The organism is Sphingomonas sp. Leaf20, assembly GCF_001421535.1.
In the GTDB taxonomy this organism is placed as follows: domain Bacteria; phylum Pseudomonadota; class Alphaproteobacteria; order Sphingomonadales; family Sphingomonadaceae; genus Sphingomonas.
The window spans coordinates 421,726-442,660 of record NZ_LMKN01000009.1 but is presented as its reverse complement, the minus strand read 5'-3'; the positions used below and the strand labels follow the sequence as shown (position 1 = coordinate 442,660).

The window sequence follows — 20,935 nt, the reverse complement described above, 5'->3', positions numbered from 1 at the left end:
CATCCTGAAAAGGTCGGGATGACGGAAGGGTCGGGCAGGGGGACGCAACGTGCAGGTCGACTTTTACCACCTCAGCATCCCCCTCGACCGCGTCCTTCCCCGGATCGCGGAGCGTGTCGTCGCCACCGGGGGAAGGCTGGTCGTCGTCGCGGAGTCGGAGGCGCAGCGCGTCGCGCTCGACCGGCTGCTGTGGTCCTACGCGCCCGAGAGCTTCCTGCCGCATGCGCAACAGGGCGCCGGTAACGACGGGGCACAGCCCATATTGATCGCGCCCGACGTGACCGCCGCAAACGCCGCCGGCAACGTCGCGATCGTCGATGGCAAATGGCGCGATACGGCACTCGACTTCGACCGCGCGTTTCACATCTTCGACGAAGACGCGATCCGTGAGGCACGGCTGGCGTGGAAAGCGCTTGCGGGCCGCGATGGCGTGGAACGACGCTATTGGAAACAGAACGATTCGGGGCGTTGGGAGCAGGCCGCCTGATCGGATCGCCCGGGCATGCGCGCGGCATAGACGTTGCTTTAGGGCCGCTCTGCGACTAAGCGCCGCGCATCCCATTTCCGTCAACACAGGAGCCCGTGACCAGCATGGCCGCGAACCGTACCTTTTCGATCATCAAGCCCGATGCAACCCGCCGCAACCTGACCGGCGCCGTCACGAAGATGCTTGAGGAAGCCGGCCTCCGCGTCGTTGCTTCGAAGCGCATCCAGATGACCCGCGAGCAGGCCGAGGGCTTCTACGCCGTGCACAAGGAGCGCCCGTTCTTTGGTGAACTCGTCGACTTCATGATTTCCGGCCCGGTCGTGGTTCAGGTTCTCGAGGGCGAGAACGCGATGCAGCGTAATCGCGACATCATGGGTGCGACCAATCCTGCGAATGCCGATGCCGGCACGATCCGCAAGGAGCTCGCCGAATCGATCGAGGCAAACTCCGTTCACGGTTCGGACTCGGACGAGAACGCCGAGATCGAGATCGCCTATTTCTTCAAGCCAGAAGAAATCGTCGGCTGATGACCTGGCGGCTGCGACGCGCGACACCGGGTGATTCACCCGCCCTGTCGCTCGTCGCATCCGCCGCGTTTCTCGATGCCTATGCGAGCGTGCTGAACGGGGCCGACATCATCGGGCACTGCGCGCGCAACAACAGCCACGCCGTCTTCGAGACTTGGCTATCGGATCCGCAGACGGTGGTGACCCTGGCCGAGTATGAACCAGGCCATGCCCCGATCGGCTACACGGTGCTTACCAGCCCGGACTTCCCGATCGACACGGACGCAGCCGATATCGAGCTGCGTCGGATATACACGCTCAAACAGTTTCATGGTGGCGGGGTCGGACAAGGCCTTTTGCGAGAGGCATGCGACGATGCGAGGGCGGGTGGCCACACGCGGATGTTGCTGGGTGTGTGGGCAAAGAACTCGCGCGCCAGGCGATTCTACGAGCGTGCCGGCTTCGAGGTCGTGGGGTCACGGTCCTTTGCGGTAGGCGATACGCTCTACGAAGACCCCGTATACGCGCTCCGGCTCTGAACGGGGCGATCGCATCCTGCCATCGCTGGCCAACCTCACCACTATGATTTCGGTTTTTCCCGCGCCCAGATCGCATCCAGCTTCGTTTGGTCGCCGCCCCGTTGCCGCGCGCGCAAGCCTTGCAGCTTGAGTGAACGGCCCGCCAGGAACCCGCCGGGTTTCGTCTCCCAGATGATGTCATGGATGCCACGCGCGGTGCGTACGGCATCACCATCGGTGTACGAGACCGTGATCAGCACCGGCAAGCGCCCCTCTTGCTCGTCCGCGCCACCGTCGGTCGCCTTGAGCAAGGGCTTTTCGAACCAGCTGCGCTGAATCTGGTCGGTCAGTGCCTCCTTGCGCCCAACCTGAAGGGCGGATGGAAAGGCGACGGTCGCATTCTGGATCTCGTGTTTGTCGTCGCGCAACAACAGCAGCGAGTCGCCGTTTTCCGCCGCTACCGCACGGATTTCGAACCGCCGCGCGGCCTGTCGTTCGCTCGCGCTGGCGTTCGCCCTTTCGGCCTTCTCGGCCGAACGTTCCGACCAGTTGCTCCATAGCGTCAGCGCCGCGATCAGAACGCCGGCGATGGCAAGAAGCTCTGCCAATGTGATCCAGCGCCGCCGGACTGCTGACGCTTCGGCGCGTTCGGTGGGCGTGGGGCCGCTCATCGCGTCACGAACGCGGCCAGCGTCCTTGGATACAGCGCATGCTCGGCCGCCAATACGCGGTTCGCGAGACGATCGGCGTCGTCACCGGGACGGATCGGGACCTCGGCCTGGCCCAGCACCGCGCCTCCGTCGAGTTCTTCTGTCACAAGATGGACGGAGCACCCGCCAACCGCGTCGTTGGCCGCGATCGCCCGTGCGTGCGTATCGAGACCCTTGTACTTCGGCAGGAGCGAGGGATGGATGTTGACGATCCGGTCCCGCCATGCGGCGACGAACGTGTCCGACAGCAGCCGCATATATCCTGCGAGCGCGACCACCTCGACGCCAGCGTCGCGCAGGGCCGAGTCGATCGCCGCTTCATAGGCCGGCTTGCCCAGGCCGCGTGGCGACAGCGCAAACGTCGGCAAATCGTGTGACCGCGCCCAGTCGAGCCCCGCCGCATCGGGCTTGTCCGATGCCACCAGCACGATCTCGTAGGGGCAATCCGGTTCGCGTGCGGCGGTCGCCAGCGCCATCATGTTCGAGCCGCGCCCCGAGATCAGGACGCCAACGCGCGTCCTGTCAGCCATGCGTCGCCGTCCAGTCGGCGCGCGCGCTCCACGTACCCGCCGATCCCCGGACGGTACAGCCGTGCGTCCCGGCCTCGATCCGCCCGATCGTGTGGACCGTTTCGTCCGATGCAGTAAGGGCGGCGGTAACGGCCTCGGCCTCGTCGCTGCTCACGATGACGACCATGCCGATCCCGCAGTTGAAGGTCCGCGCCATCTCCTCGGGTTCGATCGCGCCCTGCGCCTGTAGGAACGCCATCAACCGTGACTGTTCCCAGGCGTCGGCATCGACCACCGCGTGAACGCCGCCCGGCAGGACACGCGGGATATTCTCGAGAAGCCCACCGCCCGTAATGTGCGCGAGGCCCTTTATGCGACGGTCCCGCAGCAACGGGAGCAGGCTTTCAACATAGATGCGCGTCGGCGCCATCAGGTGATCGATCAGCAGCCGGTCCTGATCGAACAGCGCAGGCCGATCGAGCTTCCAGCCGCGATCGGCGGCAAGACGGCGAACGAGCGAGAACCCGTTCGAATGGACTCCGGACGAAGCCAGGCCGAGCATGACGTCGCCCGGCGCGATCTCGCGGCCGGTGAGGACATTGCTGCGCTCGACTGCGCCGACGCAGAAGCCCGCGAGATCGTAATCGCCATCGGCGTACATGCCCGGCATCTCCGCCGTCTCGCCACCGATCAGCGCACAGCCCGCCATCTTGCAGCCCTCGGCGATCGAGGCGACGACGCGTTCCGCCACGGCCGCATCGAGCGCGCCGCTGGCGTAGTAATCGAGGAAGAACAGCGGTTCGGCGCCCTGGACGATGAGGTCGTTGACGCACATCGCAACGAGATCGATCCCGACGCCTTCATGCCGGTTCCAGTCGATCGCAAGCTTGAGCTTGGTACCCACGCCGTCGTTCGCCGCCACCAGCAACGGATCGGTGAACCCTGCCGCCTTCAGATCGAACATCCCGCCGAACCCGCCAAGGTCGGCGTCGGCGCCGGGCCGCCGCGTCGCGCGGGCCAGGGGAGCGATCGCCCGCACCAGGGCATTGCCCGCAGCGATCGAAACACCGGCTTGGGCATAGGTGTACGAACCGGTCTGGGGCTGGTTCGGGGCGGCGGTTGGCTCTGGCGTGTCGGTCATGTTCGATGCGCCTAGCCATATCGCGCTTGGATTTCCACGCCTGCTTCGCCAAAAGGCCGATGTGATGCGTATCCGTGCCCTGCCCACCGCCCTTGCCGGCGCCGCCTTGTTGCTTGGCGGCGGCGCCGTGCTCGCCCAGATCGAGGGTGGCGGCCGGGGCGCGCCGCCAGTCGACAGCGGTAGCGCCTACGAGGTCAGCGGAGTCGTCGTCGACGTGTCCGGCAAATCCGCCGACGCCGCGCGCTATGGCGGTTGGCGCCTCGCGCAACGCAAGGCCTGGGTCCAGTTGTCCAACCGGCTTGGCGGGGGCGGGGGGCTGGTGTCCGACGGTACGCTCGATTCGCTGGTGTCGGGGATCGTCGTCGAAAACGAGCAGATCGGTCCGCAGCGTTATGTCGCCAAGCTCGGTGTCTTGTTCGATCGCACGCGCGCGGGGTCGATCCTCGGGATCTCGGCCTATGCGGATCGCTCGCCACCGATGCTCGTCGTACCGCTCCAATGGTCGGGCGGGGTCGCGCAGGGCTTCGAGCAGCGCACCGAATGGCAACAGGCCTGGGCGCGCTATCGCACCGGTAACAGCAGCATCGACTATGTCCGTCCTTCGGGCACCGGTCCGGACGCGCTCTTGCTCAATCTGGGCCAGTCGCAACGCCCAGGACGCGGCTGGTGGCGGACAATTCTCGATCAATATGGCGCGAATGACGTCCTGATCCCGGTCGTCCGACTGTACCGTCAGTGGCCAGGTGGACCCGTCATCGGCGCGTTCGAGGCGCGTCACGGTCCCGACAATCAGATGATCGGCCGCTTCACTTTGCGCGTCGGGAGCCCGGATGGCTTGCCGCAACTGCTCGACGCCGGGGTAAAGCGGCTCGACGATCTGTATCAGCAGGCGCGGCGCAACGGGACGCTGCGTCCCGACGCAACGCTGTCGCCGCCGCCGCCGCCCGAGGTGGCGCTCGATGAAGCAGTGGGCATCGACAGCGTCGCCGAGGCCAATCTCAGCCAGCTGGCGACGGGCGCCGGGCTGCCCGTGACGATCCAGTTCGACACGCCGTCGGCCGCTGCCATCACCGCGACTGAGAGCGCGATGCGGGCAGTGCCCGGCGTTCGGTCGGCGGCAACGACTAGCCTGGCGCTTGGCGGCGTCTCGTTGATGCGCGTGACCTTCGACGGAGATCCCGCAGCGTTGAAGGCCGCGCTCGAGGCGCGCGGATATCAGGTGTTCGGCACCGGACAGACGATCCGCATACGCCGGGTGAGCCAATTACTCCCGCCGGACCTTCCGGCGGACAATGCGACGACAGGGTGAGCATAGCCGGAATGACCCAGATTGCGCTGCCATTGGGATGGCCGGCGGACCCCCGTGACGACGCCTTTCTCGTAACGCCTTCGAACGCCCGTGCCGTCCAGACGCTTGAACACACTGCCACGTGGCCCGTGATGACCGCGATCCTGACGGGGCCGCGCAAGTCGGGCCGCAGTCTGCTGGCACGCATATTTGCCGCAAAGACCGGCGGCGCGATCATCGACGACGCGGAGCGGCTGCCCGACGCGCAGCTTTTTCACGCGTGGAACCGCGCGCAGGAGGAGCACCGGCCCCTGCTGATCGTCGCCGATGCCGCGCCGCCCGAGTGGAAGGTCAAGCTGCCCGACCTGCGTTCGCGTCTTTCGGCCAGCCCGATCGCCGCGATCGGCGCGCCCGACGACGAATTGATACGGCTGCTGCTTGCCCATCTCTTCGAGCGACGCAGCCTCGATGCGCGTCCCGATCTGGTCGACTGGCTCGCCACGCGAATTGAGCGTAGTCATATTGCCGTAACGCGAACCGTAGATGCGCTGGACCAGGAGGCCATGGAACGTCGCCGGCGTCTGTCCATTCCCCTTGCAAGAACCACTCTAACCGAGGCGGGTCTGATCGTCCGGCCACAACTGGCGTTGGATCTCCCGATCTTCACGCCGCCCTGACCGTCAACACCCGAGCCAAAGAGGACCGATGAACCGTCCAGCGCATATCGTCCGCCAATCGGAAGACGACGACGATCCCATCGGCGCAGAGCCGAACGACCGCTATTTCAATCGCGAGCTGTCATGGCTCGCGTTCAACCGGCGTGTTCTGGAAGAGGCGTGCAATCCAGCACATCCGCTGCTTGAGCGGCTTCGCTTCCTGTCGATCTCGGGGTCCAATCTCGACGAGTTCTTCATGGTTCGCGTCGCCGGACTGAAGGGACAGCAGACGCAGGACGTTGATCGGCGGTCCGCCGATGGCCTGACGGCTGGCCAGCAACTCAGCGCGATCGTCCGTGAGGCCGATGCGCTAATGGAAAGCCAGCAGGCGGTCTGGGGCGACCTTCGGGTCCTGCTCGACGATGCCGGGCTGTTCGTCCTTCGCCGCGAGGCGGTCGAGGGTGAAGCCGATGACTGGCTCGAAACGCATTTTCGCGAACAGATCTTCCCGATCCTGACCCCGCAGGCGCTCGATCCCGCGCACCCGTTTCCGTTCATCCCGAACCGTGGCCTTTCGGTCATCTTCGATCTCGTCCGGCGTTCGGACAACGAACCGGTGCGGGAGCTGGTGATGCTGCCGCACACGATGACGCGGTTCGTCCGGCTCCCGGGCGAGCCGGCGCGGTACGTCGCGATCGAGACGCTGCTGAAGCGGTTCGCGCCCGTGCTGTTTCCGGGGTACGACGTGCTCGCGGCGGCAAGCTTTCGTGTGCTGCGCGACAGCGATATCGAGATCGAGGAAGAGGCGGAGGATCTCGTCCGCTATTTTGCCAACGCGATCAAGCGGCGCAGGCGCGGGCGCGTGATCCGGCTTGAGCTGGAAACGGGGATTCCAGATGTCCTTGCCGCGGTGCTCAAGGACGAGCTTGGCGGCGCCGATGCGATCATCACCGAAAGCGGCAACCTTCTCGGTATCGTCGACCTCGATGGCCTTGTCGACGAGGATCGCCCCGATCTCAAATTCCCCCCGTTTACGCCCCGTTTCCCGGAACGCATCCGCGAGTTCGGCGGCGATTGCTTCGCGGCGATCAAGTCGAAGGACATCGTTGTCCATCACCCGTACGAGACGTTCGAGGTGGTGCTCGCCTTCCTGAAGCAGGCTGCCAACGACCCCGACGTCGTCGCGATCAAGCAGACGCTCTACCGTGCGGGAAAGCAGCCTGCGGTTATCAACGCGCTGATCACGGCGGCTGAGGCCGGCAAGTCGGTGACCGCGGTCGTCGAGCTCAAGGCCCGGTTCGATGAAGAGCAGAACATGGTCTGGGCGTCGGCGCTCGAGCGCGCGGGGGTCCAGGTGGTGTATGGCTTCATCGACTGGAAGACGCATGCCAAGGTCTCGCTGGTCGTCCGCCGCGAGGGACAGGCGTTTCGCACCTATTGCCACTTCGGCACGGGGAATTATCACCCCGTCACCGCCAAGATCTATACTGATTTGAGCTTCTTCACCGCCGATGCCGCGGTGGGTCGCGATGCCGCGCAGATGTTCAACTACATCACGGGCTATGTCGAACCGATCGACATGCAGCGTGTCAGCCTCTCGCCGCGCGACCTGCGGCAGAATCTCGTGAACCTGATCGACGTCGAGATCGCCAACGCGCGCGCTGGCAGGGCCGCCGGGGTCTGGGCCAAGATGAACTCGCTCGTCGATCCCGCCGTCATCGAAAAGCTGTACGAGGCGAGCGGGGCGGGCGTGGAAATCGACCTGATCATCCGCGGCATCTGCTGCCTGCGTCCGGGCGTGCCTGGCCTGTCCGAGACGATCCGCGTGAAGTCCGTCATCGGCCGCTTCCTCGAGCACAGCCGGATCTGGGCGTTCGGCAACGGCAAGGCGCTTCCGAACGACGGCGCCAAGCTGTTCATATCCTCGGCGGACTGGATGCCACGCAACTTCGACCGTCGTGTCGAGTACATGTTGCCCATTCTGAACCCCACGGTACATGACCAGATCCTCGATCAGGTGATGGTCGCCAACCTGATCGACAACGAACAGAGCTGGGAGCTCGGGCCGGATGGCGACTATACGCGCGTCGATCCGGGTGACCGGCCATTTAACCTGCATCGGTATTTCATGACGAACCCATCGCTCTCGGGTCGCGGCGCCTCGCTCGCGACCAGCAATGCCGTGCCCACCTTGTCGCTGCGACGAAAACGATGAGCGTTACCAACATTCTGTTAGGCACAGGTAAGCCCCGGGTCGAGACCGACGATCACCCGCGGACCGGGATCATCGATATCGGGTCGAACTCGATCCGGCTCGTCGTCTACCAAGGTCCGGCGCGGCTTCCCGCGATCCGGTTCAACGAGAAGGTACTGGCGGGCCTAGGGCGTGGGCTCGCGGCGACGGGCGCGATCGAAAAGTCGGCGTTGAAGACTGCCCGGATCGCGCTGGCGAGGTTTGCAGCGATCGCGCGCGAAATGGAATGCAACGTCGTACGCACCGTGGCGACGGCGGCGGTACGTGATGCCAGGAACGGTTCGGACCTCATCGCCGCAGCCGAGCATCTTGGCCTGACGGTGGAAACGCTGTCCGGCGAACAGGAAGCCAGCGCGGCGGGTTACGGCGTGCTTTCGGCAATCCCCGAGGCAGATGGGATCGTCGGCGATCTCGGCGGCGGGAGCCTCGAACTCGTTCGGATTCGCAGCGGCAAGATCGAGGACCGCGTCTCCTTTCCGCTCGGCGTCCTGCGCATCGGGGATATGCGCGCGAAGCGCGGCAAGGTGCTCGAACGCCATGTTGCGCGACTCGTGCGGGAAGCAGGCTGGGATCAGCGGGGGCAGGGGCTTCCGCTGTTTCTCGTCGGTGGTTCCTGGCGGGCACTCGCCCGGCTCGACATGGAGCTGTCGGACTATCCGCTGCCGATCATCCATCAATATTCGATGACAGCCGCCACGATCACGCGACTGAGCCGGACGATCCCGCAACTTTCCAAGCCGCGGCTGAAGGCGATACCCGGGCTGTCCAGCGGGCGCACCGCGACGCTTGCTGATGCAGCGGCGCTGCTTGGTGTGCTCATGCGCCAGCTGGGCAGCCGGACGACGGTGGTGTCGTCATACGGCCTGCGCGAGGGTCTCCTCTATGAGCAGCTCAACACGGCAACGCGCGCGCTCGACCCGCTGATCGTCGCGGCGCGTGAAGAGGGGCGTCTGCTCGGCCGCTTCCCCGAGCACGGCGATCTGCTCGACCGATGGATCGCGCCCTTGTTCGTGAACGAGCCACCGGCGACGGCAAGGCTGCGTCACGCCGCCTGCCTGCTCGCCGATGTCGGCTGGCGCGCCAATCCCGAATTTCGCGCGGAGCGTGGCGTCGAAATCGCCCTTCACGGCAACTGGGTGGCAATCGACGCGCCAGGACGCGGGATGCTCGCGCAGGCGCTCTATGCCAGCCTCGGCGGCGACCTCACCGCAGCCGATCCCATCGGTCGACTGGCCAGTCCCGCCGCGATCAAGAGCGCCACGGCGTGGGGGCTTGCGATGCGTCTGGGGCAGCGGATGAGCGGCGGGCTGGCCGGACCCCTCAAACGATCGAGACTGACCGATGACGGTACCGCGCTGACGCTGACGCTGCTTCCCGACGATCGCGGCCTCTATGGCGAGGCGGTCGAGCGACGGCATGCCGCACTTGCCGCGGCACTGGGGCGAAAGCCGTCGCTCGCGATTGCCTGAGCCGGGCTTAGCGCTGGCCCGACAGATACCGTGCGAGCGGGTCGATCATGTCTTCGGGGATCCGCCGCGCGATGACGGGCATCGTCGACTGCGACTTGCGCGCATCGACCACCGTCTCGTCGCCGCGCCAGTTCCGCAGGCGTTGCGCGATATAGCTGGCGCGCTGACCCGCGAGCACGGGATAGGGCTTGCCGGGCGCGTGGCAGCTTGCGCAGGCCGGGAGCTGGACCTTTGGCAGGCCCTCGCGGTCGATCCGTGCGGCTTCGACGTTGCCGTTGGGCGTGGTCGCGCCGATCCCCGGCATTGCCGCGAAGTGATCCGCAAGCCGCGTCATCTCGGCCGGCGTCAGCGTCGCGGCGGCGTTCGCCATCACCGCGCTCTGCCGCTTGCCGGTCGCATAGACCTCGAGCGCCGCGCGGAGATAGGCGGGGCTCTGTCCACCGAGCACGGGCATGTCGGGCTGTCCGCGACCACGACCGTCCGTACCGTGACAGCCAGCGCAGGTGGCGATGCGGGCCGCATCGGGACCGGCGGTACCGCTGCCGGGAACTTCGGTCAGGGCGCGATAGGTCGCAGGCGACATCTCAGGCAACAGGCGGACAAATGCGACCATGCGGCGGACCTCGTCGTCGCGGTCCTTGGCCGCCCAGCCGGGCATGCCGGTATATTTGACGCCGTGCTTGAGGATCCAGAAGATCTGCTTGTCGGTCCATTCGCGCGCGTTGACCGCGAGGTCGGGGGCGGGGGGCGTCGCCGCCTGCATCACCGGGAGCGGGCGCACGCCCGGCGCGCCGTGGCACGAAGCGCAGCTTGCCCGGAACAGGCCCGCGGCGCTGACGAGGCCCTGGTTCGCCTTGGGATCGTCGGGCGCGGTGAACGCGGCGTGCGTGCGCACCGAGTTGCGCATCGTCCAGTGGAGGAACCAGTCGGTGATCTTCCAATGCCCCGACGATGCGGCAATGTTGAACACGCCCGACCAGGCGAACAACAGCCCGGCTAGCGCGAGTGTGACGATGGCTGCGATCGCGCGCGCCCAGGTGATGCGGATCGTCATGCCGTCGCGCTCCGTGTCTTCAACAAACCGCCGAGCATCGCGAGCCCGCCGAGAAAATAGCTTGCCGCGCCGACCATCAGCATGACGACGCCGCCGAGCTGCTGATCCTCGAGCGGATCGAGACCATGCGCAGCAGGGTGCATCGCCATCATCGCGTAGAGCGGCCTGGGGGCGAGGCCGATCAGCGCGCCGAGCAGAGTCATGTGCATCGAGGTCAGCAGCATCGCCGCGACGCCCGACGCGCGCCGGTCGGTCGCACCGCCGTTCTGCGTGCCGAGCACCGCGCTCCACAGCAGCAGGCCCGCGCCGAGGAAGCTCGCCTGCTCGATCAACAACACCAGCGGCTGCATGTCGACGCGCAGCCGCAGCGCGGGCAGATGCCAGAGCCACACCACGACGAGTTCGACGAGCGACATCGCCAGCGGCGTCACCACCGCCGGCCACCGCTCGGCCGGATCGAAGCGGCTGCCCGCTAGGCCATATGCGAGGAACGGCGCGGCAACGGCGACGGCGATCATGTGGCCGGTCATATGCCCGACCATCCCGAGCGGCGCCGCGGCAAACACCCAGCCGAGCGGGACCAGCACCGCGCCCAGCACGAGGCTCGCGCGTCTCATCGGCAATCGCCGAAGATGATGACGGGCAGCGCGGTGAAGATCACTGCCACGAAGCTCAGCGCGGCGAGCAGCCGGGTCGAGAGCGCGAGGAAGCGCAGCCGGTCGATCGCGGTCCCTTCGTCATGCGGTGCAGGGTCGCCCGGCGTCTGCGACTGGACGCGCGCGATATACCCCGCCGCGACGATCCCCAGCAGCGCGACGACCGTCGCGATCAGCGTCGCCAGCGGGAACCCATCCAGCGCCGTGGCCGGCGTCGGCGATTTCGCGCACGTCACCGCCACCCACAGATAGCAGAACAGGAAATGGACGGCCCAGATCGTCGGCGGGATGATCAGCGTCCACAGCGTGACCTTGAGGTCGCGCGCCCAGTGTTTCCGGTTGTCCTTCGGCGTTGTCATGCGACACCCGGGAACAGGCCGATCGTGCAGAACGTCACGATGCCCGTCAGCGCGAGGAAGTGGTGGTAGACGGTGATGTTGCGCAGGTCTGCGTCATAGACCGGCGTCATCTTGCCCGCGAGGCTGCGCGCGAGCGTATAGGCCTGCATGATCACGCCGATTGCCGCGTGTACCGCGGTCCAGATCGCCAGCGTCCACACGATCGCGGGATAGACGTGCAGCTCGGGATCCATTCCCGACACCCAAGGCCCGGCGAGCCCCGCGAACAGGCTCGACAGCGTCGCGACAATGCCGAGGACCAGCAGCAGGCGGCCCGCGGCGACGTTGCCGCGACGGTGCACCTCGCGGGCGCCGACCGTCGCCGCCCAGCCGGTCAAAGTCAGCGCCAGCGCGACCATCGGCCAGAAGACGCCCGGTCCGTCCAGCCCCGCGCCCGTGGGCGGGAAATTGGTGTGGATCGTCCAGAAGAAGAAATAGCCGAACACCAGCCCCGAGAACGCGGTCGCATCCGCCATCATCGTGATGAACATCGCCCACCAGCCCGGCGCCGACGGCCCCGAGGTGTAGAGCGGTACCTCGATACCGTGGCCGATATGCTTGGTCGGCTTTTCGGGGATCTCGGCGGTGCCGGTCCACAGCCACCACAGCACGCAGGCGAGCGTCGCAACGCCGCTGAGCGCGGACAGGAGATAGAGGTGATAGGTCGTGAGGATGAATACGCCCGCCAGCGCGACCGCGGTCATCATCGGCTTCACGCTGGGCGTGCCGAGGCGGATCACCTGCAACGGCCGCGCATCGAGCACGGTGGTGATGATCGACTCGCGCCGCATCTCCTCCGCGTCGGGCAGGAAGAAGCGGCCCTCGTCGACCTTCTGGACGAAGTTCTTTTGATCCCAGATCGGATAGCGGCTCTCGATCAGCGGGACCGAGCGGATGCCCCAGTCCTCGTCGTCGGGCAGCGCGAGCCATTCGAGCGTCCCCGCGTTCCACGGATTGCGCGGCGCCTTGGCGCGGCGCGGCGACAGCGCGAGATCGATGCAGACGATCAGCACGCCGAGTGCGAACATGTAGGAGCCGGCGGTCGAGGCGAGGTTGAGCCCGCCGATCCCGAGCTCCTCGGGATAGGTGAACACGCGGCGCGGCATGCCGAGCAGCCCGGACAGGTGCATCGGGAAGAAGGTCAGATTCATGCCCACGAACATGATCCAGAACGCGATCCGCCCGAGCCTGTCGCTGAGCTTCTTGCCGGTGACCAGCGGCCAGTAATAATAGAGCCCGGCGAACAACGGCAGCAGCGTGCCGCCGATCAGCACGTAATGGAGATGCGCGACGATGAAATAGGTGTCGTGCGCCTGCCAGTCGAACGGCGCGACCGCGACCATCACGCCGGTGAGGCCACCAATCACGAACACCGCGAGGCTTCCGCTCGCATAGAGCAACGGCGTCGATTTCTTGACGTTGCCCGCCCAGAGCGTCGCGATGAACACGAAGATCTGCACGCCGGTCGGGATCGCCACCGCCTCCGACGCCGCCGCAAAGAAGGCGAGGCTGATCTTGGGCAGCCCCGTCGTGAACATGTGGTGGACCCACAGCCCGAAGCTGAGGAACGCGGTGCCGACCGCGGCCAGCACGATCCACGGATAGCCGAGCAGGTGCCGCTGCGCGAAGGTCGGGATCAGCATCGCGAACAGCGCGATCGACGGCAGGAAGACGATATAGACTTCGGGGTGGCCGAAGATCCAGAACAGGTGCTGCCACAGCAGCGGGTCGCCGCCCTTTTCCGCGTTGAAGAACGGCCAGTTTAGCAGCCGCTCCATCTCGAACAGCACGTCGCCCGCGATCAGCGGCGGAAATGCGAACAGGATCATTACCGCGACGACCAGGATATACCAGGCGTAGAGCGGCATGAGGTTGAGGCGCATCCCCGGCGGGCGGCATTTGAGCACGCCGACGATCAGCTCGACCGCGGCTGCGACCGACGACACCTCGATGAAGCTCAGCCCCAGCATCCAGATGTCGGCGCCAAGGCCGCTCAGATCGGTCCGCGTCGTCAGCGGCGGATACATGAACCAGCCGCCATCGGGCGCGGCATCGAAGAAGATCGATCCGGAGACGAACACGCCGCCGATCAGGAAGCTCCAATAGCCAAAGCCTGACAGCCGCGGGAACGGCAGGTCGCGCGCGCCGAGCAGCTGTGGCAGCAGGATGATCGATACCGCCTCGAACATCGGCACCGCGAACAGGAACATCATCATCGAGCCGTGCAGCGTGAACAGCTGGTTGAACGTGTTCGCGGTGACGAGATCGTTGTTCGGCACCGCCAGCTGCGTGCGCATGATCAGCGCGAGCACGCCTGCGAACAGCATGAAGCCGAACGCGGTCAGCGTGTACCACACACCGATCCGGTTGTTGTTGACGTCGGTCCAGCGGAAGAACCAGCCCGAGGGCGGCTTCCAAACCTCGCGCAGGCGATCCTCCTGGCCCTTGCGGACCGCGGGATCGTTCTGGTCGGGGGCGACGTACTGGGCGCTCTCGGTGGTCATTTGAGCCCCTGGAGATAGCTGGCGATCTGGTCGGCTTCGGCGGCCGACATCTGCGGGAAGGCGGGCATGCGCACGCCGGGCTTGGTCTTGCCGGGGTCACGGACGAAGCCCGCGATGTTGGTGTGCGTCATCGGCAGGATGCCGGCGGCAAGCGTCGGGCGCGAACCGAAATGCGTCAGGTCAGGGCCGATCCTGGCGACCGGGCCGATCCCGCGGACGCTGTGACAGCCGCTGCACCCATAGCTGGCGAACAGCCGTGCGCCGGGCGATGCGGTCGGCGTCGCGGGGCGTGCCTGCGCGGCAAGCCAGCGCTCGAACGCGGCGGGCTCCATCGCGACGACGTCGAACGCCATCAGCGCATGACCCAGCCCGCAGAACTCGGCGCAGACGCCGCGGTACGTCCCCGCCTTGGTTGCGCGGACGACGAGGCGGTTGGTGCGGCCGGGGATCATGTCCATCTTGCCCGCGAGGCCGGGCACCCAGAAACTGTGGATCACGTCGGGACTGCGCAGCGACAGCTCGACCGTGCGGCCAACGGGCAGACGCAGCTCGTTTGCGGCATCGACGACCGACCCACCGGGCGGGGCATAGCGCACACGCCACCAGAACTGCTCGCCATCGACACCGATGCGCAGATCGGCGTTCGCCACCGGGATCGGCCGCATCGCCGGCAGCGCATAGACGAGCAGCCCGAGCAGCAGGATCGACGGGCCGATCCCGCCGAGCCACAGCACCAGCTTCATCCCCCCCTTGTGCGTGAGCTGCCCCTCGGGCGCGCGCATCGCGTGCCGCATGAGGAGCGCCAGGCCAGCGGCGAGGATGACCGATCCGACGACGAGCACGATCGCAATCGAGCGGACCTGATCCGCCTGTTCGCCAAACGGCGACAACGTGGACTGGTGCTGATTGCAGGCGGCCAGCGATAGCGTGGCTGCCCCCGCGGCCAGAAATATCGCCTTTCGCATCATGCCCTTGCGTCAGAGTGTCATGCGCCCACTAACGGCGCGTCGGACGCAAGGTAAGCCGGAAAGTGACAGGCTTGTCATGGAAGAAATACCACGTGTACGCGGTATATCCTGATTATCGTAAGGTAATGAGATCCTTGATGCGTCCTGCCAGCGCCTCCATCGCAAACGGCTTGGTCATCACGTGCATGCCCGGGTCGAGATGCCCGTTGCCCACGACGGCATTCTCCGCATAGCCCGTGATGAACAGAATCCGGAGGTCCGGGCGACCGATCCGCGCGGCGTCGGCCATCTGCCGACCGTTCATGCCGCCAGGCAGACCGACATCGGTCACCAGCAGATCGATCCGGACGTCCGACTGCAGGATCTTCAACCCGGCAGGCCCGTCGCCCGCTTCGATCGCACAATATCCCAGTTCCTCGAGAACCTCGACGACGAGCATCCGCACCGTCGGCTCGTCGTCGACGACAAGGACGGTCTCGCCAGCACCGGCTCTCGGCGCTGCGGTCAGCTCCGAATCGGGCTCGGCGATTTCGGCATCACCGAAATGGCGCGGCAGATAGATGCAGACGTTCGTACCCTCGCCAACCTCGGAATAGATCCGGACCTGCCCACCCGATTGTCGCGCAAAGCCGTAGATCATCGAGAGTCCCAGCCCCGTACCGAGGCCGAGCGGCTTGGTCGTGAAAAACGGGTCGAAGGCCTTTGCAATCACCTCGGGGGTCATCCCGGTGCCCGAGTCGGATACGCACAGCGAGACATATTGTCCCGGATCGAGGTCGCGCTCGCGTCCGGTTCTGAGATCGATCCACCGGTTTCCCGTCTCGATCGTGAGCCGCCCCCCGCTCGGCATCGCGTCGCGCGCGTTGATGCACAGGTTGAGGATCGCGTTCTCGAGCTGATTGGGATCGACGAGCGTTGGCCAAAGGCCTGCCGCGGTGACCACCTCGACCGTGACGTCGGGGCCGACGGTGCGCGTGACAAGCTCCTGAAGCCCGCCGACCAGCCGGTTGACGTCAGTCGGCCGGGGGTCGAGCGTCTGACGCCTCGAGAACGCCAGGAGCCGATGCGTCAGCGCCGCTGCGCGCTTCGCCGCGCCCTGTGCCGCGATCGAATAGCGTTCGACATCGCTGAGCCTCCCTTGCGCGATCCGAACGCCGAGGAGTTCGAGGCTGCCGATGATCCCGGTCAGCAGATTGTTGAAATCATGCGCGATGCCGCCGGTAAGCTGACCCACCGCCTCCATCTTCTGGCTTTGACGGAGCGCCGCTTCGGCCTCCATCAGCTCGTGCGTGCGCGTCGCGACCTGATCTTCCAGCGTCTGGTTCCACTGCGCCATCTCGGCGGCCTGACGTCGGCGATCGTCGATATCGGTGTTGGTGCCGACCCAGCGTGTGATCGCCCCCGCCGGATTGCGCACGGCCTCCGCCCTTACAAGAAACCACCGATAGGCGCCATCGGCCCGGCGGATGCGAAACTCCGTCGAATAGTACGTGCCCGACGAAAGCGCGTCGCGCCATGCGTCCATGGATTGGTCGCGGTCATCAGGATGAACCAGCGATCCCCAGTCTTCGAGACCTTCGAGGTTGTCGCGTTCAAAACCCGTATAGTCGTAGACCTGGTTATTGAACCAGCCGAGTTTCCCGTCAGGCGCTGCAGCCCAGATCTGGTTGGGGACGGCCTGTGCGAAAACCCTGAACTGTTCCTCGCTTTCGCGCAGTGCCGCTTCGGCGCGAAGGCGTTCGGTCGCCGCGCGCACGCGCTCGGCAACGTCGCGCATCAGGCGTATCTCTTCGCTGGCCCAGACCCGCGGGTGTTCGTGGTTGGCATAGATGATCGCCACGAAACCCTGTTGTTCGAGCAATGGCATGTTGATGAACGACGATGCACTGATCCGCTTCAGGACCTCCGCCGAACCAGCAGTGCGCGGGTCGTGCTCGACATCCGCAATCGCGACGACCTCGCCACGCTTCAGATCCTCGATGTAACTCCCGTGTTGACGGAAATGGAGCGTGCCCGCGAGCGTCGCTATGCCGTCCGCGTTCCAGTCTCTCGCGACGGTGATCGTCTCCGCAACCGGATCGATAACGCCGTAGCCGACGCGGCTTACCTGCAATGCCCGGCCAAGGATTTCCGACGCCGCATACGCGATCTCTCCGGGATCAGTCATTTCCCTGACGACGTCGCCGAGCGCCAGCAACGCTGTCTGCCGAACCTCCGCAAGCTTGCGCGCGGTGATTTCAAAGCTGATTCCGGGAAAGCGGAGCGGGGCACCGTCAGGCGACAGCTCGCACCGTCCCTGTGCGGTCACCCAACGGATCGAGCCGTCACTGTCGAGAAGCCGGTATTCCGCCACGAAAGCCCCGCCGGAGGCGAGCGCGGCATCAATATGCTGACGGGTCGCAGCGATATCGTCGGGATGGATCCGCGCGAAAAACCGGGCCAGCGGCGCGCCCGCACGGGCAGCGTCGGGGTCGACGCCATACAGCGCCGCGAACCGCGCGTCGGCCGTCACGCGGTCCTCGGCGACATCCCAGTTCCACGTTCCGATCCCGCTACCTGCCGAGAGGGCGAGTTGCAGCCGCTCCTCGGATTCGTGCACCGCGATCTCGGTCTGCCGCCGCTTGGTGATGTCGGTGAAGATGATCGCGACGGTGTGCGCCGCCGGATCGCCGATCCGCGCCGCCTGTACTTCGAACCAGCGCCCCATCACAGCCGAACCGTCTTCGAAACGCATCGGCTCCCCGGTCAGGGCGATGCGACCATAGGTGTCGATCCAGTGCTGTTCGAGGCCCGGTGCCAGCGTCCGCGCGGTTTGACCGACCGGATCGACGAGCCCGGTCTGCAACTCGAACTGCGGGTTCACCTCCAGGAAGCGGTAGTCGACCGGGCGATCGTTCTCGAACAGCATTTCGATGATACAGAAGCCGGCATCGATCGCTTCGAACAGCGCACGGTATCGCGCCTCGGTCGGGATCTGCGGCGGCGTCGAAGCACGAGCCTCCGCCGGGGTGTTCGTCAGGTTCGAAGGCATCTGTGCAGGGTACTTCTGGTCGTGAGAATGACGGGGACGCGTTTGTAAGAAATTTGCCCCGTCTGAACGCGTCCGGCGCGCCGGATGATCCCGAGCTTTTGCGACGATCCCGATGATCGGTCGCTAGCGGCGCGCGAAAGTCGGGCGAGCACGTCTTGCCTATGGGTCGAAGGACAGGAGGCTTACGATGCGCAGGCCGAAACGAGCGCGTGTGCAATCCTGTCGGCCCAGTGCCGGCATCCCTCGTGGTCGGCGATCAGGTCCTGACGGATCTCGATCTCGGCATAGGGCAGGCGATCCGGATAGGCATGCCGGGGGATCGTATAGTCGATCAGATCCATGCGATAGGGTTCGTTGTCGCCGACGACGAGATCCGGGTCCGCGGTCAGAACATTCAGAAGCGCCGCGGCAAATGTCGTGTCGCCACCGTCGTGAAGAATGCCGATGTGCCAGGGGCGCAGCGTCGCTGTGGTACCATCGCCGGACGTAGCCAGCGCGCGCATGAGCGGCGTGAAACTATGCAGCGCGATCAGGATTGTCGTCCGGCCGGCGGCCGCGCGGCGCGCGACCTCACGCGCGATTGCCGCATGATACGGCTCGTGTATCGCCGCGAAGCGCTCCGCCTTCGCATCATCCGACAGTGCAAGATTGCCGGGTATGACCGTGGTGTCGCTGACTTCCGCGATGGCGTCGGGTTGCGCTGGAGAACGATTGCAGTCGACGACCAGCCGGGAATAGGCCTGACGAATGAACACCGCGTCGAGTTGCTCGGCCAGCATCGTGCCGGTGTCGGCGATGCCGATGTCCCAGCCGATATGCCGCGACAGTTCGTCCGACGTGATGCCGAGCGATGCCAGCGCGCTCGGGACCGCATTTCCCGCATGATCGCCGATCAGGAGGAACGATGAGGTCCCTCCCGGGTTGACTATCGCGACCGGTGGAATGTCTTCTGCCGTAATCAGCGGGCGGTGAGGCTCGCTGGTCATGCGACACGGATCCTTGATGCCATTTCTCACACTCTCCCACGTGACGACATATTCTTACCGCAACCCGGTCTCGTTTGGCGAGCATCGGATCATGGTCCGACCGCGGGAAAGCCACGACCAGCGCCTGATCTCGGCCGAGTTGACGATCACGCCCGAACCGGCTCAAGTCCGCTGGCTGCATGATGTGCTGGGCAATTCCGTCGCGGTGGCAACGTTCGACAGGCGTGCGAAGGACCTCGTGTTCGATAGCCGCGTGCGGCTCGAGCATAGTCCTGCCGACCTCGAAAGCGTGCATATCGAGGATTATGCCCGGCTCTATCCCTTCACCTATTCCTCGGAAGACATGCCCGACCTGCTGCGATCGATCGAGCGCCAGCATCACGATCCGCTGCGCGAGATCGATCGCTGGGCGCGCCGGTTCGTCGATGTCTCGGGTCAGACGGATACGCTGGCGATGCTGTCCTCGATGACGGCAGCGATCCGGCGAGAGTTCACCTATGTCCCGCGCCCGGAAAAGGGGACGCAATCGCCGATCGAGACGCTCGCCAAACGCAAGGGGACGTGTCGCGACTATGCCATGCTGATGATCGAGGCGGTGCGCGCGCTCGGGTTCGCGGCACGGTTCGTGTCCGGCTATGTCTATAGCCCGACCAAGCGGGATCAGCGCACGGGCGGCGGGAACACGCATGCCTGGGTTCGCGTCTATCTGCCCGGCTCTGGCTGGGTCGAGTTCGACCCGACCAACGGCATCGTCGGCAGCCGCGGATTGATCCGCGTCGCGATCGCCCGTGACATCTATCAGGCCGTGCCCGTGTCGGGCACCTGGGCCGGCTTCCCCGGAAGCTTCGAAGACATGACCGTGTCCGTCGACGTCACCGTCGACGAGCCTGCTGAGACCAACGCCCAGATTTCCAATACTCAACCGTCAGTTGCGCCGCCGCCACGCAAGGTGAAGGCATGAAAGGGTCAATTGCATGCTGATACGCGCCGGTTACAAGATCCGTTTCGAGGCAGAGGCGCCGACGCCGCTGATGGCGATGCTGTCGATTCACCCATCGCGGAACAAGGATCTGGTCTCGCCGCACCGGATCGTCGCGGGTCCCGATATCCCGATGTACGATTATCTCGACGCGTTCGGAAACGTATGTACGCGGATGACGATCCCTGCGGGTGGATTGACGTTGTCGTGCGATTTCACGGTGACCGATGACGGCAGGCCCGATCCTGTCGACCTCGACGCGCAACAGCATGCCGTGGAGGATCTGCCCGACGAGATCCTGATCTTCCTGCTCGGCAGCCGCTATTGCGAGACAGACCGGCTGTCGGAAACCGCATGGTCATTGTTCGGCCACGTCCCGTCCGGATGGGCGCGCGTCCAGGCGATCGTCGCGTTCACGCATGATCACATCGAATTTGGCTATCATCACGCACGCTCGACCAAGACCGCATGGGATGCGCATCAGGAACAGCAGGGCGTATGTCGTGATTTCGCCCATCTGGCGATCACGTTGTGCCGCTGCATGAACATCCCGGCGCGTTATTGCACCGGGTATCTCGGCGATATCGGCATAGCGCCGGTCGATGCGCCGATGGATTTCTCCGCATGGTTCGACGTCTATCTCGGTGGCCGCTGGCATACGTTCGACGCGCGCCACAACACGCCGCGGATCGGCCGGATCCTGATGGCACGGGGAAGGGATGCGACCGATGCGGCGCTCACCACCACGTTCGGTCGGGCGCAATTGGTGGGGTTCGATGTCCATACGGACGCGGTCGAAGCGACGGCTTGAGCGTTTCGCA

The 20,935-nt window shown here is 65.6% G+C and carries 19 protein-coding genes; 9 read left to right on the top strand and 10 right to left on the bottom strand.

Annotated features, from left to right (window positions below; translation table 11 throughout):
* Positions 1 to 49: 49 nt before the first annotated feature.
* The 3 genes from ASE72_RS15465 to ASE72_RS15455 all read left to right on the top strand — a co-directional run bounded on the left by ASE72_RS15465 (position 50) and on the right by ASE72_RS15455 (position 1,532).
* Entirely contained in the window at positions 50 to 487 is a 438-nt protein-coding gene (locus tag ASE72_RS15465) for a DNA polymerase III subunit chi (RefSeq protein WP_056023305.1), read from the top strand.
* Between the two features lie 104 nt (positions 488 to 591).
* Positions 592 to 1,014, top strand: a complete 423-nt coding sequence (gene ndk / locus ASE72_RS15460) for a nucleoside-diphosphate kinase (protein ID WP_056023302.1) — start codon at positions 592 to 594, stop codon at positions 1,012 to 1,014.
* Positions 1,014 to 1,532, top strand: a complete 519-nt coding sequence (locus ASE72_RS15455) for a GNAT family N-acetyltransferase (RefSeq protein ID WP_056023299.1) — start codon at positions 1,014 to 1,016, stop codon at positions 1,530 to 1,532. The genes ndk and ASE72_RS15455 overlap by 1 nt, the downstream gene beginning before the upstream one ends.
* Before the next feature lie 41 nt (positions 1,533 to 1,573).
* Here the strand turns inward: ASE72_RS15455 and ASE72_RS15450 are convergent, their stop codons facing one another.
* From ASE72_RS15450 to purM, 3 genes are read right to left on the bottom strand one after another with little or no spacing between them, the layout of a single operon-like run.
* Complete coding sequence (locus tag ASE72_RS15450; protein WP_056023296.1) at positions 1,574 to 2,182, bottom strand: hypothetical protein; 609 nt, start codon at positions 2,180 to 2,182, stop codon at positions 1,574 to 1,576.
* Complete coding sequence (gene purN, locus ASE72_RS15445; protein WP_056023294.1) at positions 2,179 to 2,751, bottom strand: phosphoribosylglycinamide formyltransferase; 573 nt, start codon at positions 2,749 to 2,751, stop codon at positions 2,179 to 2,181. The genes ASE72_RS15450 and purN overlap by 4 nt, the downstream gene beginning before the upstream one ends.
* Entirely contained in the window at positions 2,744 to 3,871 is a 1,128-nt protein-coding gene (gene purM / locus ASE72_RS15440) for a phosphoribosylformylglycinamidine cyclo-ligase (RefSeq protein ID WP_056023292.1), read from the bottom strand. Before purM ends, purN begins: the two co-directional genes overlap by 8 nt.
* A gap of 64 nt (positions 3,872 to 3,935) precedes the next feature.
* Here purM and ASE72_RS15435 point away from each other — a divergent pair, with 64 nt between their 5' ends.
* From ASE72_RS15435 to ASE72_RS15420, 4 genes are read left to right on the top strand one after another with little or no spacing between them, the layout of a single operon-like run.
* Complete coding sequence (locus ASE72_RS15435; RefSeq protein ID WP_056024282.1) at positions 3,936 to 5,180, top strand: heavy-metal-associated domain-containing protein; 1,245 nt, start codon at positions 3,936 to 3,938, stop codon at positions 5,178 to 5,180.
* Positions 5,181 to 5,191: 11 nt separating this feature from the next.
* A complete protein-coding gene (locus ASE72_RS15430) occupies positions 5,192 to 5,836 on the top strand; it encodes an HdaA/DnaA family protein (protein ID WP_056023290.1) in 645 nt (214 codons plus the stop codon).
* 28 nt (positions 5,837 to 5,864) lie between these two features.
* Positions 5,865 to 8,030: an RNA degradosome polyphosphate kinase gene (locus ASE72_RS15425; RefSeq protein WP_056023287.1), complete on the top strand. Its 2,166-nt coding sequence runs from the start codon at positions 5,865 to 5,867 to the stop codon at positions 8,028 to 8,030.
* Positions 8,027 to 9,538, top strand: a complete 1,512-nt coding sequence (locus ASE72_RS15420; protein ID WP_056023284.1) for a Ppx/GppA family phosphatase — start codon at positions 8,027 to 8,029, stop codon at positions 9,536 to 9,538. Before ASE72_RS15425 ends, ASE72_RS15420 begins: the two co-directional genes overlap by 4 nt.
* Positions 9,539 to 9,545: 7 nt before the next feature.
* Here ASE72_RS15420 and ASE72_RS15415 read toward each other — a convergent pair whose 3' ends face one another.
* The 7 genes from ASE72_RS15415 to ASE72_RS15385 all read right to left on the bottom strand — a co-directional run bounded on the left by ASE72_RS15415 (position 9,546) and on the right by ASE72_RS15385 (position 19,135).
* Positions 9,546 to 10,592, bottom strand: a complete 1,047-nt coding sequence (locus tag ASE72_RS15415) for a c-type cytochrome (RefSeq protein WP_056023282.1) — start codon at positions 10,590 to 10,592, stop codon at positions 9,546 to 9,548.
* Complete coding sequence (locus ASE72_RS15410; protein ID WP_056023279.1) at positions 10,589 to 11,209, bottom strand: cytochrome c oxidase assembly protein; 621 nt, start codon at positions 11,207 to 11,209, stop codon at positions 10,589 to 10,591. The genes ASE72_RS15415 and ASE72_RS15410 overlap by 4 nt, the downstream gene beginning before the upstream one ends.
* Complete coding sequence (locus ASE72_RS15405; protein WP_056023276.1) at positions 11,206 to 11,607, bottom strand: hypothetical protein; 402 nt, start codon at positions 11,605 to 11,607, stop codon at positions 11,206 to 11,208. Before ASE72_RS15405 ends, ASE72_RS15410 begins: the two co-directional genes overlap by 4 nt.
* Positions 11,604 to 14,150, bottom strand: a complete 2,547-nt coding sequence (ctaD, locus tag ASE72_RS15400; protein WP_056023273.1) for a cytochrome c oxidase subunit I — start codon at positions 14,148 to 14,150, stop codon at positions 11,604 to 11,606. Before ctaD ends, ASE72_RS15405 begins: the two co-directional genes overlap by 4 nt.
* Positions 14,147 to 15,115 carry a cytochrome c oxidase subunit II gene (gene coxB / locus ASE72_RS15395; protein WP_056024279.1) on the bottom strand — a complete coding sequence of 323 codons (969 nt, stop codon included), beginning with the start codon at positions 15,113 to 15,115 and terminating at the stop codon, positions 14,147 to 14,149. The genes ctaD and coxB overlap by 4 nt, the downstream gene beginning before the upstream one ends.
* Positions 15,116 to 15,230: 115 nt before the next feature.
* Positions 15,231 to 18,149, bottom strand: a complete 2,919-nt coding sequence (locus ASE72_RS15390) for a PAS domain-containing protein (protein ID WP_056023270.1) — start codon at positions 18,147 to 18,149, stop codon at positions 15,231 to 15,233.
* Positions 18,150 to 18,331: 182 nt separating this feature from the next.
* On the bottom strand, positions 18,332 to 19,135 hold the full coding sequence (locus ASE72_RS15385; protein ID WP_056023267.1) for an N-formylglutamate amidohydrolase: 804 nt from the start codon (positions 19,133 to 19,135) through the stop codon (positions 18,332 to 18,334).
* On the opposite strand from ASE72_RS15385, the gene ASE72_RS15380 reads away from it, so the two are divergent.
* Complete coding sequence (locus ASE72_RS15380; protein ID WP_327196488.1) at positions 19,134 to 20,096, top strand: transglutaminase family protein; 963 nt, start codon at positions 19,134 to 19,136, stop codon at positions 20,094 to 20,096. The genes ASE72_RS15385 and ASE72_RS15380 overlap by 2 nt on opposite strands.
* Positions 20,097 to 20,109: 13 nt before the next feature.
* Positions 20,110 to 20,925 carry a transglutaminase-like domain-containing protein gene (locus tag ASE72_RS15375; RefSeq protein WP_056023263.1) on the top strand — a complete coding sequence of 272 codons (816 nt, stop codon included), beginning with the start codon at positions 20,110 to 20,112 and terminating at the stop codon, positions 20,923 to 20,925.
* The last annotated feature ends 10 nt before the right edge of the window (positions 20,926 to 20,935 follow it).